Source organism: Pseudomonas sp. NC02 (genome assembly GCF_002874965.1).
Classification (GTDB): Bacteria; Pseudomonadota; Gammaproteobacteria; order Pseudomonadales; family Pseudomonadaceae; genus Aquipseudomonas.
Map to the genome: position 1 here is coordinate 1,148,392 of NZ_CP025624.1, position 13,809 is coordinate 1,162,200.

Annotated in this window: 11 protein-coding genes; 6 read left to right on the forward strand and 5 right to left on the reverse strand. The window is 61.2% G+C overall.

Translation table 11 applies throughout. The features are described from left to right. The first annotated feature begins 6 nt into the window (after positions 1-6). The 4 genes from C0058_RS05230 (at position 7) to C0058_RS05245 (ending at position 5,070) form a co-directional block, all read left to right on the forward strand. Positions 7-300, forward strand: a complete 294-nt coding sequence (locus C0058_RS05230; RefSeq protein WP_003210398.1) for a hypothetical protein — start codon at positions 7-9, stop codon at positions 298-300. Positions 301-385: 85 nt separating this feature from the next. Next, a complete protein-coding gene (locus C0058_RS05235; RefSeq protein ID WP_102368163.1) occupies positions 386-1,360 on the forward strand; it encodes a GTP-binding protein in 975 nt (324 codons plus the stop codon). Next, entirely contained in the window at positions 1,357-2,532 is a 1,176-nt protein-coding gene (locus tag C0058_RS05240) for a PotD/PotF family extracellular solute-binding protein (protein WP_102368164.1), read from the forward strand. Before C0058_RS05235 ends, C0058_RS05240 begins: the two co-directional genes overlap by 4 nt. Positions 2,533-2,733: 201 nt before the next feature. Further along, positions 2,734-5,070: a bifunctional diguanylate cyclase/phosphodiesterase gene (locus tag C0058_RS05245; RefSeq protein WP_102368165.1), complete on the forward strand. Its 2,337-nt coding sequence runs from the start codon at positions 2,734-2,736 to the stop codon at positions 5,068-5,070. A 30-nt stretch (positions 5,071-5,100) separates the two neighbouring features. On the opposite strand, the gene C0058_RS05250 is transcribed toward C0058_RS05245, so the two are convergent. The 4 genes from C0058_RS05250 to C0058_RS05265 all read right to left on the reverse strand — a co-directional run bounded on the left by C0058_RS05250 (position 5,101) and on the right by C0058_RS05265 (position 11,530). Beyond that, positions 5,101-6,525, reverse strand: coding sequence for a pyridoxal-dependent decarboxylase (locus C0058_RS05250; protein ID WP_008438501.1), 1,425 nt, complete (start codon positions 6,523-6,525; stop codon positions 5,101-5,103). Positions 6,526-6,559: 34 nt separating this feature from the next. After that, positions 6,560-7,417: a 2OG-Fe(II) oxygenase gene (locus tag C0058_RS05255; protein WP_102368166.1), complete on the reverse strand. Its 858-nt coding sequence runs from the start codon at positions 7,415-7,417 to the stop codon at positions 6,560-6,562. 244 nt (positions 7,418-7,661) lie between these two features. Next, a complete protein-coding gene (locus C0058_RS05260) occupies positions 7,662-10,079 on the reverse strand; it encodes a glucose/quinate/shikimate family membrane-bound PQQ-dependent dehydrogenase (RefSeq protein ID WP_008438499.1) in 2,418 nt (805 codons plus the stop codon). A 113-nt stretch (positions 10,080-10,192) separates the two neighbouring features. Then, a complete protein-coding gene (locus C0058_RS05265; protein WP_102368167.1) occupies positions 10,193-11,530 on the reverse strand; it encodes a carbohydrate porin in 1,338 nt (445 codons plus the stop codon). Positions 11,531-11,824: 294 nt separating this feature from the next. On the opposite strand from C0058_RS05265, the gene C0058_RS05270 reads away from it, so the two are divergent. Together C0058_RS05270 and C0058_RS05275 are read left to right on the forward strand one after the other, a co-directional pair. Beyond that, positions 11,825-12,094: a hypothetical protein gene (locus tag C0058_RS05270; protein ID WP_102368168.1), complete on the forward strand. Its 270-nt coding sequence runs from the start codon at positions 11,825-11,827 to the stop codon at positions 12,092-12,094. A 100-nt stretch (positions 12,095-12,194) separates the two neighbouring features. Beyond that, positions 12,195-12,479: a CCDC90 family protein gene (locus C0058_RS05275; RefSeq protein WP_250884721.1), complete on the forward strand. Its 285-nt coding sequence runs from the start codon at positions 12,195-12,197 to the stop codon at positions 12,477-12,479. Between the two features lie 44 nt (positions 12,480-12,523). Here C0058_RS05275 and C0058_RS05280 read toward each other — a convergent pair whose 3' ends face one another. After that, positions 12,524-13,774, reverse strand: a complete 1,251-nt coding sequence (locus C0058_RS05280) for an aspartate aminotransferase family protein (protein ID WP_102368170.1) — start codon at positions 13,772-13,774, stop codon at positions 12,524-12,526. Positions 13,775-13,809 lie beyond the last annotated feature (35 nt).

Below are 13,809 nucleotides of genomic sequence, written 5' to 3' on the forward strand. Positions count from 1 at the left end.
TTAAGCATGTGCGGACTTTGCGGCCTGTTGGGCGAAGACCTGCACTGGAGCGATCCCTTGGGCGATGAATTGCCGCGCCGACGCGAACGCCTGCGCCGCATCGCGGCGATCAACCAGGTGCTGGCGGTGTTCCGGCTCAAGGTCGAAGACTTCCAGGGCGCGTCCTATCTGCTGCTGGGCGCCACCGGCAAACAGGAACTGGCCAGCGGCCTGGATCAATTGTGGCAGGCGGCAGAGACCATGCTCGGTCGACCGCTGGACCCGTTGGACCCGCGCCTGCTCGATCATCTGGAACTGTAGGAGCCCGGCTTGCCGGCGATGGCGTCCTTGATATCGCCATCGCCGGCAAGCCGGACTCCTGCAGGGGCATCATTGAGGTAGAACTATGAGCATCGCGCTAAACGTCATCACCGGCTTCCTCGGCAGCGGCAAGACCACCTTGCTCAAGCGCCTGCTGCAAGGTGAAAGCCTGGGCGACACGGCGTTGCTGATCAATGAGTTCGGCGACGTCGGCATCGACCACCTGCTGGTGGAGGAAGTCGCGCCGGACACGGTGCTGCTGCCCAGCGGCTGCGTGTGCTGTTCGATTCGCGGCGAGTTGAAAGACGCCTTGCTCGGCCTGTTGCAGCGTCGTGAGCGGGGTGAGATTCCGGCTTTCAAGCGGGTGATCCTGGAAACCACCGGCCTGGCCGACCCGGCGCCAATCCTCGCGACCTTGAACAACGACGTGCAACTGCGCGGGCGCTTTCATATCGGCCTGGTGGTGACGCTGGTGGACGCCAGCCACGCCGCTTTGCAAGAGCGCCTGCACCCGGAATGGCTGGCGCAAGTGGCCGCTGCCGATCGCCTGCTGTTGAGCAAGACCGACCTCGTCGAAGACTGTGGCCCGTTGCGCTTGCACTTGCAGGCACTGAACGCCGGTACGCCGATCCTCAATACCTGCGATATCGACAGCGGTGAACAACTGCTGCTTGGCGAAGGCCTGCGCAGTGCCGAGCCCGTTGCAGAAGTCCGCCGCTGGAAACTCCATCAAACCACCGCCGCCAACCACGGCGCTGCGCAAGTCTGTTGCCTGACCTTCGATCAGCCGCTGGATTGGGTCGGTTTCGGGGTCTGGTTATCGATGCTGTTAAGATGCCACGGCGAACGTATTCTTCGCGTCAAAGGACTGCTCAACGTGAACGCCAGTAACGCTCCCATCGTCATTCATGGCGTGCAGCATTGCCTGCATGCCCCGGTTCACCTGCCTGCCTGGCCGGGGACCGATCGGCAATCGCGCCTGGTGTTTATCCTGCGCGGGCTCGACCCGGCTCTGCTGCGGCGCTCCTTTGAAGTGTTCTCCAGAAGGTTCGCCGCATGATCACGCTTCGCGTCCTCGGCACCTCGGTGACCTTGCTCGAAACCTTGCGTGTGCGAGCGGAAAAAGAGCTGGGCATTCGCCTGGTGTACCAGGTGCATGATGTCGAGCAGGCCCAGCGCATTGCGGTGATGCAGCCTGACAGCTACGACCTCTACGACCAGTGGTTTCACAACGTCGACTTCGTGTGGCCGGCGCGGGCGATCCAGCCGATCGACACCCGGCGCATCGCGCTGTGGCACGAGATCAACGACCTGCCCAAGCGCGGACGCTTGTCCGCCAACGACCGTCTGGGCAGCGGCAGTGTGCCCAGCGAGCGCCTCTTCGTGCAGCACGACGGCAGCCTCGGCAGCACCGTCACCGAACGCATCAGCATGCTGCCCCTGACCCACAACGCCGACAGTTTCGCCTACCGCCCCGAGCGCTTGCCCGAAGGGTTCAACCGCGGCAACGAGAGTTGGGGCTGGTTGCTGGACCCGGCCTGGGGCGCACGCACTGCGTTGCAGAGCGACGCCGCCATCGGCGCCCTGGACGCGGCGCTGGCCGTGCAAGGCGCGGGCCTCGCGAGCTTCAAGGACATCGGCAACATGAGCATCGAAGAGATCGATGTACTGGCCGATATCCTGGTGCGTAAACAGAAGGAAGGCCACTTCGCGGCGTTCTGGTCCGATGACGAGGAAGCCGCGCAACTGATGCTCAGCCCGAGCATCGATATCCAGAGCCTGTGGTCACCGACCCTGATGCGCCTGCATCGGGCCGGGGTCAAATACCGCCTGGCGGTGCCCCGTGAAGGCTATCGCGCCTGGTTCGGCGGGTTGTCGCTGTCGCGCCATGCCAAGGGCCCGGTGCTGGATGCGGCCTATGCCTACCTCAACTGGTGGCTGTCCGGCTGGCCGGGTGCGGTGATGGCGCGCCAGGGTTATTACATCGGCAACCCGGCTCGCAGCCGTGATCACCTGAGCAGTGCCGAATGGGACTACTGGTACGCCGGGCTGCCCGCCCGGGAAGAGCTGTTGGGCAGCGATGGCTTGCCGCTGATCGATGTGGGTGACGTGCGCGACGGCGGTTCCTATGAACAGCGCATGGGGCATATCGCGGTGTGGAACTCGGTGATGGATGAGCACAACTATCTCGTGCGGCGTTGGGGGGACTTCATGCGGGCGCGAACGTCTTAACGGCAGCCTGTCGCCAAATTAATGACATATAAACTCCCGTATTTATTGGGTGCACTTCTTCTCTTGCGCAGCTAATCTGGATAATTCAAATATCCCTGTAAAAAGGATATTTATTTGACGCCGGTTCAGCTATCGCGAGGGACGCGTATGACGAAGGGACGTTTCGGCTGGAGGGGGCAGGCGCTGCCAGAGGGCAACAGAATGAGGTGGCGCCATACGTTTCAAACCCGGATTGCCGGGGTGCTGGCGCTGCTGTTGCTGGTGGTCGTGGCGGCGGTGTATTTCGCGGTGAAGACCGCCACCAATCGCGCCGTGGAAAACCAGGCCCAGGTGCAGCTGGAAACCGGCAGCCAGGTGTTCGAACGCCTGCTCGACCTGCGTGGCCGGCGCCTGCAATACGGCTTGAACTGGCTGACGGCGGACCTGCCGTTTCGCCAGGCTGTCGCCGATGGCGAACCCGACGCGATTCTCGCGACCCTGCGCCGGCATGGTACCGGCCTGAGTTCCAGCGAGGTATTTGTGCTGGGGCTCGACGGCCGCGTGATGGTCAGCACGTTACCGGCGCTGACGTCCGGCCAGGCCTTTCCCTATAACGATGCCTTGCGCCAGGCCCGGCGCAGCGGCCTGCAAATGTTGATCGTGGCCCTGGATGGCCGGCCTTTCCTGCTGGTGCAACAGGAAGTCGTCGACCCCGCACCGATCGCCCGTGTCGCCATGGGCTTTCCCATGGACGAAATCTTTGCCAGTGAATTGCGCTCCATGAGCAACCTGGAAGTGTCGTTCATCAGCGCGCAGCATGGCCAGCCCGGCGAATTGTTCAGTACTCAGCCCGAGGCGCTACAGGCGTCGATTGCCAGCGACCTGCAGGGCGCGTACATCACTCCGGTGGCGCAATTGAACCTGTTCCACGGCCAGCGCTATCTCAGCCAGGTGCTGCCGTTGGGCAACACGGCAGACGGTGGCGAGGTCCGGGTGCTGCTGCAAAGCCCGCTGGACCACGCCCTTGAATCCTTCGCGCCGCTGGACCGGCAATTTCTCGCGATCGCCCTGGTGGTGCTGCTGGTGTCGCTCGCGGGTGCGTTGTTTCTGGCGCGGCGGGTTTCACGCCCACTCAATGCGTTGGTGCAGGCGGCCGAACGCATCGGGGCCGGTGACTACCGCACACCGGTACAGGTGCGCAGCCACGATGAATTCGGCCTGCTGGCCCAGGCCTTCAACGCCATGCAAACCGGGATCGCGGTACGTGAGCGACAACTGGCCCACAACGCCTTGCACGACCCGCTCACCGGCCTGCCTAACCGCGCGCTGGCCATGGAGCGCCTGGGCAGCGCCATCAGCGCCGGCCGGCCCGTGGTGTTGCTGTACCTGGGGATTGAAAACTACCGGGTGATCAACGAAGGCTACGGCCCGGAAGGCGTGGAAGAAATGCTCCGCGAAGCCAGCCGCTGCCTGCTGTCGAGCCTGTCGGCCAGCGACACCGCCGCGCGCATCACCGGCAGCGAGTTTTTGCTGCTGCTGGAAAACACTGCGATCGACCGCGCGGTGGCCCTGGCTGACCGCTTGTATGGGCTGCTCACCGAACCCCAGCGCATTGGTGGCGATGAATTGCGCCACGAAGTGAGCATCGGCATCGCCGCCTACCCGGCCGACGGCCAGCAGGTTGAAGAGCTGATCAGCCGCGCCGCGATTGCCCGCCACGATGCGGCAGCGTTCCCGGGTTACTTACAGATCTACCAGCAGGACCGCGACCTCGCCCATCAACGCCAGATCAGCCTGATTCGTGACCTGCGCCGGGCGCCGACGGAGGGCGAGTTGTACCTGTGTTACCAGCCCAAGCTCGACCTGCACCATGGCCATGTGCGCCAGGCCGAAGCGCTGTTGCGCTGGCAGCACCCGATCCTGGGCCTGGTGTCGCCGGCCGAGTTCATTCCCCTGGCCGAGCGCACCGGCAGCATGGGCAGCCTGACCCAGTGGGTGATCGAAGAAGCCATTCGCCAACTGGCCGAGTGGGCGGTGCGCGGGTTGGAGGTGCAGTTGTCGGTGAACATCTCGGTGGATGACCTGGCCGATGACGGCCTGGCCCTGCGGGTGACCGAGTTGCTGGCGCACTACCGGGTATCGGCCCGGCAACTGATTTTCGAAATCACCGAAAGCGCGATCATGCACAACCCGGCCCAGGCCCTCAGCGTGCTGGAGCAACTGCGCGCTTGTGGCATCAGCCTGTCGGTGGATGACTTCGGCACCGGCTATTCATCCCTGGCGCAACTGCAACGCCTGCCGGTGCAGGAATTGAAGATCGACCAATCGTTTGTGCGCAACCTCGACAGCACTTCCGGCGACGGCGTGATCGTGCGCTCGACCATCGAAATGAGCCACAACCTGGGGCTCAAGGTGGTGGCCGAAGGGGTGGAGTTCGAGCCCAGCCTCAAGCTGCTCAAGCTCTGGAAGTGCGACACGGCCCAGGGCTATCTGATCAGCCGGCCGTTGAATGCCATGGCGTTTGAGATGTGGATGCGCCGCGAGCGCGTGCCGGTCTAGGGCGTCGGTGGCTGCACCGACGCCGGTCTTTCAGTGTTCCACCGTTGCATCGACCAGGCTTTGCAACCGTTCCCACAAGCCTTCGACGTGGTGGCGCTCCGTCCCCAGCGCGCCAATGGACACGCGTACCATCCAGCGCTCGTCGAGCACGGCGGGAGTGACGTAGGCGCTGCCTGAATGGTTGAGCTTTTCCGCCCAGGCCCGGGTGTAGTTATCCAGCGCCTCACCATCAAGGCCTGGTGGCTCGTGGCGAATGCACAAGGTTTGCAGGGTGACGGCGGCTACCAGTTTCCAGTGTTTGCTGCCTTCAATCTGTTCTGCCAGCCAGCGGGCATTCGCCAGGTCACGCCGCAGCCGGGCCTGCAGGCCGCTGACGCCTTGCTCGCGGATCAGGAACCACAGCTTCAGCGCGCGGAACCGGCTGCCCAGGGAGATCCGCCAGTCGCGGTAGTTCCTGACCTGGCCGTCAGCCTTGGACTGTAGATAGCTGGGGTTGGTGGTCATGATGCGAATCAAGTGCTCGGGGTCGCGTACAAAGTACACCGAGCAATCAAACGCCGCCCCCAGCCATTTGTGAGGGTTGAGGACCAGCGAGTCGGCGTTCTCGATGCCGTGCCACAGCGCGCGGCATTCCGGGAGGATCATCGCGGCCCCGGCCATGGCTGAGTCGACATGTAACCACAGGCCGTGGCGTTGCGTCAGGGCGCCGATGGCTTCCAGGGGGTCGATGGCCATGGCTGCCGTTGTGCCGGTGGTCGCAATCACCACACAGGGTCTGTTCCCGGCAGCCAGGTCTTGTTCGATTGCCCGCTCCAATGCATGCGGTGACATTGCATTGTGTTCGTCGGTTGCCACGGTACGGATATTGTTCTGGCCGAACCCCGCCAGGATCGCGGCCTTGTTCACTGAACTATGGGCGTGGGCCGAGGTGTAGACGATCAAGGGGGCGCCGCTGTTTTGCAGGCCATCGTGCATCAGCGCGTAGTGGGAGCTGCGTTCGCGGGCGCTGATCAGCGCCACCAGGGTGGAAGTCGAGGCCGAGTCCTGGATCACTCCGCTCCAGTTGGCGCTCAGGCCGATCATGTCGCGCAGCCAATCGGTGGTGACTTCCTCGATTTCGGTCAGGGCCGGGCTCGATTGCCACGACAATCCCACCACGCCCAGGCCGGTACTCAAGCAATCGCCGAGGACGGAGGACAGTTCCACATTCGACGGGAAGAACCCGAAGAAGCTTGGATGCTGCCAATGCAACAGACCGGGCATGATCAGTGTTTCGACGTCGCCCATGATCTGTTCGAACGGTTCGGCTGTCTCAGGCGGGCTGGCCGGCAATGCGGACCTGATTTCGCCCGGGGCCGTGGTGGGTTGCACACCGCGTTGCTCAATGTTTTGTCGATAGTCTGCAATCAGGTCGATCATGGCGTGGCCATGTCGGCGGAATTCTTCAGGTGTCATATCAGGGTGTCCGTCAGGAAGAGAAATAAAGGCGTTAGCACCAGAAGTAAAACGGTTGGCCAGTGGTATAGCCGATAAACGACTGGATGCTGATGCGCTTGCCTGAATCGAAACCGCAAATGGCATGGGGACGGCGAGTATTGATAATCACCAGTTCGTTTTTCTGCGGCTGGATGCGCAGCGGTTTTTGCAAACGATCTTCGGGCAGTTCCGCCCCTTCGAAACGGATGACCTCGTCGTAGGTAAACGCCTCGGTATCCCAAATGACCAGTTCACCTCCGGAAGGGGGTACTTCGAGGTAAATATTCGCGCTGAATTGATGTTCCAGTTCGGCAATCGACAAGGGCAGGCAATCGACATGGGGGACTGTTTCGGAGAGGTGGGCTGTCTCCGGGAACATGGCGCGGATAATGCCGCAGAACATCGGCTGGCCCTGGAACGCCGCGGTTGTCGCACCTTCTGGCCACACCTGCCGGATATGCTCCATCAGTAGATGGATGGGTGGTTTGCGCGGGGCACAGAGGTCATCGATCACGCAGCGCATGTGGGTGGCGTCTGCGTAGTATTTCTGTTGCGAATAGCTATCTGCGGCCTTGCCGTAGGTGGAGTTGAACGGTGTTCCCCAGCGATGGACACCATAGAAATGCTGGACAACTTTTCCGTGCTCATAGGTCTCGTGGTTATATTCCTGGAGCGTCGCCGTTTCGTTGATATGTTTATTTAGTACTTCGCTGGTTTGTTCATTCGCGTAGTCAGGTACCCGGATGGCAAGTATTTCTCCGCGAATAAGTTTTTCCAGGCTGAGTGTGTCGAGTTGCTCAAGCGCCAGGATCCCGGGCGCCTGGCTATGCGGGACTGCAGGTATTGATTCAACGCTGTTGAGGTCCGTCATGATGAAAACTCCATGTTAGTTACAGCACGTCATATAGATAACGTTTGTTTGGCTGGGGATTTACTGGCGACAGTGAGCGTCGGATGGCGCAGGGCCAAAGTTGAGGGAAAGACTTTTGGGGAGGTATAGGACTTTTCCGAGTAAACTTTTAAATACATCGGCGCTATCGGATCGCTTTATTTCACGCATAAAAAAAGGCGGCTACCCACTTAGGTAGCCGCCTTTTTCTTACTGCCGGTTTTGCTTAATCCGGCAGTTTGAACGCCATCACATAGTCACCCTGCTTGGTGCCCAGGGAACCATGACCGCCGGCCATGACCAGCACGTACTGCTTGCCGTCCTTGCCGGTGTAGGTCATTGGTGTGGTTTGCGCGCCTGCTGGCAGGCGGCCTTCCCACAACTGCTTGCCGTTTTTCACGTCATAGGCACGCAGGTACTGGTCAAGGGTACCGCTGAGGAAGGACACGCCACCGGCGGTGGTAAAAGTCCCGCCCAGGCTTGGCACGCCCATGGTCAGTGGAATCGGAACCGGCGAGCTGTCACGCACGGTGCCGTTCTTGTGCATCCAGATGGTCTGGTGGTTGGTCAGGTCGACCGCGGCCACATAACCCCACGCCGGCGCCTGGCACGGCAGGCCCAGTGGCGACAGCATGGCTTCGAGGATCACACCGTATGGCGCGCCTTTGTTCGGCTGCACGCCTTCGGTTTCGCTGACCCGTGGGCCTTGCTTGGCAATGTCGGCGGCCGGGATCAGTTTCGATTTGAACGCCATGTAGCTTGGGTTCACGAACGCGATCTGGCGAACCGGGTCGACGGAAATGCCACCCCAGTCGAACACGCCGAAGTTACCTGGGTAAACGATCGAGCCCTGCAGCGACGGCGGGGTGAACGGACCGTCGTAGCGCATGGATTTGAAGTCAATCCGGCACAGCATCTGGTCGAACGGCGTCACGCCCCACATGTCACGCTCCTTGAGGGGCGGTGGCATGAAGTTCAGGTCGGACTTCGGTTGGGTCGGTGCGGTGTGATCGCCGGCCACTGCGCCTTGCGGTACAGGGATTTCATTGATCGGCACTACAGGCTGACCGTTCGAGCGGTCGATCACGTAGATGCTGCCTTGCTTGGTCGACGCCATCACCGCTTGCTTCACGCCGTCAGCGGTCTTGATGTCGATCAGCGAAGGCTGGCCGCCCACGTCCATGTCCCACAGGTCATGGTGAGTGAACTGGAAGGTCCACTTCACGTGGCCGCTGTCGATGTCCAGGGCAGTCAGGCCGGCGCTGTACTTCTCGGAGTCCGGAGTCCGGTCGCCGCCGTACTGGTCGGGCATCTGGTTACCCATCGGCAGGTAGAGCATGCCGAGTTTTTCGTCCACCGCGAACATCGACCACATGTTTGGCGAGTTGCGGGTGTAAGTCTTGCCCTCGGCCAACGGGGTGGTGTCGTCCGGGTTGCCGCTGTCCCAGTTCCACACCAGCTTGCCGGTGTGCACGTCGAACGCACGGATCACGCCGCTAGGCTCGTCGGTGGAGACGTTGTCGGTCACGTGACCGCCGATTACCACCAGGTTCTTGGTGACGGCCGGTGGCGAGGTGGAGTAGTAACCGCCCGGGGCGAAGGTGCCGATGTTGGCACGCAAGTCGATCTGGCCTTTGTCACCGAAGTCTTCGCACATCTTGCCGGTGTCGGCGTTCAGGGCGATCAGACGGGTGTCGGCGGTAGGGACGAAGATGCGTTTCGGGCAGGCATTCGGCGCGGCGGCCGGGCTGGCGCTGCCAGTCGGGCTCTGTTCCGAGGCATACACGGCATCATCGTGATACGACACGCCACGGCAGGTCATGTGCGCCCAACCCTTGAAGTTGGCAGCGCCTTCGCTGCTAATCTTCGGGTCGAAACGCCAGATTTCCTTGCCGGTGTCCGGGTCCAGGGCAATCACCTGGCTGTGGGGCGTGCACACGTAGAGCATGCCGTTGACTTTCAGCGGGGTGTTTTCCGCGGTGGTTTCACCGGGATCGCCTGGGCCAGGGATGTCGCCAGTACGGAAGGTCCAGGCTGGAACCAGCTTGTGGGCGTTTTCCGGAGTGATCTGTGCGAGTGGCGAGTAACGATCACCGAAGGCCGAACGGCCGTAGGAGTTCCAGTCACCATCAGCCTGGGCCGGCGCAGTGCTGGCCATGCCCGGTACCGCATCGCGGTCCAGCTGGCCTTTCTTGACCATGGCGCCCGGGTCGGTGAATTGGCTGGCCAATGCAGCGGCGCCGGCCAGTACGACCGCGACGCTCAGCGCGCCAGTGCCCAGCGGCGAGGCTTGGCCACGCAGCAACGGACGGCGGAACCACGGGAGCAGCATGACGATGCCGAGAGCAAACAGCAGGGCCAGGCGCGGTACCAGTTGCCACCAGTCCAGGCCGACTTCCCACAGCGCCCATACGGTGCTGGCAAACAGCACCAGTGCGTACAAGCCCAGCGCCGCACGGCGTGTTGCCAGCAGCAACAGGCCTGTGACGGTGATGCCGAGACCGGCCAGCAGGTAATACAGCGACCCGCCGAGCATGCTCAGCTTGATCCCCCCGGCCAACAAGGCCAGGCCCATTATCAGCAGCAAGATCCCCAGCAGCCTGGGCAGCAGGCGACTTGGACTTGAAGCACCATCAGTGCTCATAGTGTGGTTCTCCGTTACGTTTTGAATTGATTGCGCACAGTTCACTGTAGATGACGTTCCGGCGCAGGCTTGGTTCAGGGCTAATTCGTTTTCTTCAGAATTTACTTACAACGTCAGAATGAGCTTTGCAGCTTGATCCCGCCGATGAGCGCGTCATCCACCTGGGCCACGGCTCCGGGGTGACGGATGTATTGCAGGTTCGGGCGCACCGTCAGCCACTGGGTGACATGGATGCCGTAATAGAGCTCAGCGCTGTATTCCGTGTGTTGAATCGGCAGGTAGGATGGGTCATCGAAGTCGTATACCGCGTGGGCCTGGTTGCTTGCCTCGGCATTCTTGCGGTAGGCCGGGTTGACGTGCACCCGGGCCACGGCGAAACCGATATCGTCCTTGGCGCGAGCGTCGAACAGGCCCTTGTAGACCACGCCGGCTTGCACGTAGTTATCCACAGCGTTGGTTTTCTTGTCGTGCATCGTGCCGTTGGCGAACACGTTCAAGCCCCGAGAATGGTCGCTGGCCAGGCTGGTGACTTGCTGCTGCACCCCCAGCCACACCCCGTGCTTGCTGGAGGCGCTGCGATAGGCCTCGCCGCTGAGGGCTGCCGGCTGGTCGTTGCGGTCTTTATACACATCGCTGGCCTTGGCGCTGCTGTAGTAGTAGCCGGCGCGGTATTCGCCGGGCAGGCCGTTCAGCGTAGGCGTCCACACCAGCTCAACCGGGAGCAGGGCGCCTTGGGTGCCGCTGCCGCTGAGCTTGAAGCCGTTGCCGCGATCGAGGTTGGACGGGTTCTGTTCGTAGGCGCCGACCTGGGCGTACAACTCGGGCGTCAGGTGATATTTGACCCGCAACGCCCACTGGCTCACCGGCCAGTTGTACCAGATGCTGCCAACCCAGTTACCGACCTGCGAGCCGCAGAATGCGAGGTTCTGGAAGTCGCAGGGGAAGCTGTTGAAGTCTTCACCTTCGCCAAAGCGCCCGGCCTTGATGTCGAGCTTTTGGTCGAAGAATTTCTGCTGGTACCACATCTGCGTCAGGCGCCAGGTCTGGCCACGGCCCCAGACTTCCTGGGACGAGGTAAAACCGCCCACACGCGGATCGTTGACCCGGTCATTGGTGATGTTGTTGCCGCTGCGCTCGGTCACCGTCAGCTGGAACTCGGCGTCGTGCCAGCCGAGGATCTTCTGCAGATCCATGTGCGTGCCCAGGCCGAATTGGTCGCTGTAGCGCGCAGTGCGGTCGTGATCCGAGCCGCCGTGCAGGTTGCTGCCCATTTCGCCGGTGTAGTCGAATTTGAAGTCGTAGCCTTGTTGAGACAGCGCTGTCCGAGTGCCGCCGAAATCACCCAGCATCCACGGTGATTCAGCGTCAAAGGCAGGTGCGGCCTGGGCACAGTTGATCAGGCCGAACGGCAACAGCGCAGCGCACAGGCGCAGGTTTGGGAAAGCAGGCATAGGCAAAATGGGGTCTTAATATTTTATGGTTTTGAAACGCAAACAGCGGCCTGGCGCGTTCGCACAAGGGCGTTGAACACGGGCGGTCGATGGTTTGGTGGAATGATGAAACGTTTCAGTTTGTTGCTGACAAGGATAAAGCCCTGGCGCGGGGAGAGAAAGGGCTAAACGGAAGATGGATTCTTTCGGATTTGGTAATAGTGCGCTGGATCGTCGGATTTGGTAGCAATCTGTGCGTTGGTTTGTGTTTGAGGGCGTGGTTATCTGCGTCACCAAAACAGATGGGGGGTCGACATGGAAGGCGACGACAACGTAGGTGAGGCAAAGGCCGTAACAGCCGGGGAACTAGTCATTATTCTCGGTCAGTATCACAGTGCAATGTCCAGACTGGGCTCCGGGATCATCAGTTTGTCCGGTGCTCTGAAACACAGTGAAAATGCCGAAGTGAAAGAGGCGGCAGATGAGGCTTGGTTAAAACTGAATGAGTTTATCGATTACATGGACAGCGTCGCTGATGATTTAAACGCGTTGGCCAAGGAAAAAGGCATCCCAAATGGCGAATGACCTCAAGAATAATGTGAGTTATCTTCGACACGAGTATCGTCAAGCCTCTTCACTCGAGAGTACCCGCAAAAGTGGTGGAGGCAGCGGAGGAGGAAACGACTTGGAAAAGCGTATTGATACGATTGAAAAAGCACTTCCTGATATACGCGATCGGCTTTCGCGAGTAGAGACGAAGCTCGATGGCATAAAAGAACAGATGGTGACCAAGGCTGACCTGATCGCCACAAGGGCCGAGTTTCGTGAAGACACATCAGGGCTGCGTCTTGAGATCGCCAATTTCAGGACAGACATGCAATCAATGGAAACCCGTATCCTGAAATGGTTTGTTGGAACTGCGGGCGTTCTGTCTGCCATCGCCTTTGGCGTCGCCCGACTCGTCCACTGACGTTTTCCGTTCGAAGCCCAGCTTCCCGCCGGGCTTTCTGGTTTTTAAGCCAACTTCGGCAAACACTCTTCAAGAATATCCAGCCCTTCCTCCAGCACCGCCGCTTCAATCGTCAACGGCGCCAGCAGGCGGATGATATGCCGCGATTTGCCGCTGGGCATCAGCAACAAACCCGCCTCGCGGGCCAGTGCCAGCAGCTGGGCCAGTTGTTGTGGCGCCGGGCTGCCGTCGGCGTTGGCCAGTTCGATGCCACGCATGGCGCCCACGCCGGTCAAGCGGCCGAGGTAGGGGGAGAGCCTTTTCGAACACCATGATTCATAGCGACTGACGATCGCTTCTTCCTGCTGAGTGCCCCAACCTTGCAGGTGCTCGTCCGTCATTTCATCCAGGGTGGCCAAGGCCGCCGCGCAGGCAATCGGGTTACCGGAGTAGGTGCCGCCGAGGCCGCCTTTTGGCAGGTTGTCGAGCAATGTCTTGCGACCCACCACCGCACCCAACGGCACACCGCCGGCGATGCTTTTGCCCAGCAGGATCAGGTCCGGTTCGATGCCCAGGCGTGAGAAGGCGAAGCGCTGACCGGTGCGGCCGAAGCCGGACTGGATTTCATCGGCAATCAACAGGATGTTTTTCTCATCGCAGAAGCGTCGCAGGGCCTGGGCAAATTCCACGTCCAGCGCCAGGAAACCACCTTCGCCCTGCACGGGTTCGATGATGAAACAGGCCACGTCGTCGACGTCGATTTCCACGCTGAACAGGCGGTCCATCGCCTTGAGTGCTTCGCCGCAGGTCACGCCGTTGTCGCGGCTGGGGTAGGGCAGGTGGAACACCGGCCCCGGCAATACGCCGACTTTTTGCTTGTAGGGCGCGACCTTGCCGTTGAGATTGAGCGTCGCCAGCGTGCGCCCATGAAACGCACCGTCAAAGGCGATGACGGCGGTGCGGCCAGTGGCGCCGCGGACAATTTTCAGGGCGTTTTCCGCCGCTTCCGCTCCACTGTTGGTGAGCATGCCACTGACCGGGTAATCCACCGGGATGAATGCGGTAAGACGGTCCATCAGTTCGATGTAGGGCGCGTGAGGCGCGGCATTGAAGGCGTAGTGGGTGAGCCTGGTGGCCTGGTCGCGGATCGCCTCCACCACACGCGGGTGGCAGTGGCCCAGGTTGAGCACGCCGATGCCGCCGACGAAATCGATGAAGCGCTTGCCGGTGGTGTCCCAGACTTCGGCGTTCCGGCCATGGCTGAGGCTGATGGGGTGGACGATGGAAATCGACTGGCTGATGGTTTCGCGGCTCATGGATCCGGGACTCAAGAATAGGATGCGTCCTTTTA

Excerpts from the sequence above, each read along its gene's own strand:
- C0058_RS05230 (WP_003210398.1), top strand. The coding sequence starts at position 7 with ATGTGCGGACTTTGCGGCCTGTTGGGCGAAGACCTGCACTGGAGCGAT.
- C0058_RS05235 (WP_102368163.1), top strand. The coding sequence starts at position 386 with ATGAGCATCGCGCTAAACGTCATCACCGGCTTCCTCGGCAGCGGCAAG.
- C0058_RS05240 (WP_102368164.1), top strand. The coding sequence starts at position 1,357 with ATGATCACGCTTCGCGTCCTCGGCACCTCGGTGACCTTGCTCGAAACC.
- C0058_RS05245 (WP_102368165.1), top strand. The coding sequence starts at position 2,734 with ATGAGGTGGCGCCATACGTTTCAAACCCGGATTGCCGGGGTGCTGGCG.
- C0058_RS05250 (WP_008438501.1), bottom strand. The coding sequence starts at position 6,525 with ATGACACCTGAAGAATTCCGCCGACATGGCCACGCCATGATCGACCTG.
- C0058_RS05255 (WP_102368166.1), bottom strand. The coding sequence starts at position 7,417 with ATGACGGACCTCAACAGCGTTGAATCAATACCTGCAGTCCCGCATAGC.
- C0058_RS05260 (WP_008438499.1), bottom strand. The coding sequence starts at position 10,079 with ATGAGCACTGATGGTGCTTCAAGTCCAAGTCGCCTGCTGCCCAGGCTG.
- C0058_RS05265 (WP_102368167.1), bottom strand. The coding sequence starts at position 11,530 with ATGCCTGCTTTCCCAAACCTGCGCCTGTGCGCTGCGCTGTTGCCGTTC.
- C0058_RS05270 (WP_102368168.1), top strand. The coding sequence starts at position 11,825 with ATGGAAGGCGACGACAACGTAGGTGAGGCAAAGGCCGTAACAGCCGGG.
- C0058_RS05280 (WP_102368170.1), bottom strand. The coding sequence starts at position 13,774 with ATGAGCCGCGAAACCATCAGCCAGTCGATTTCCATCGTCCACCCCATC.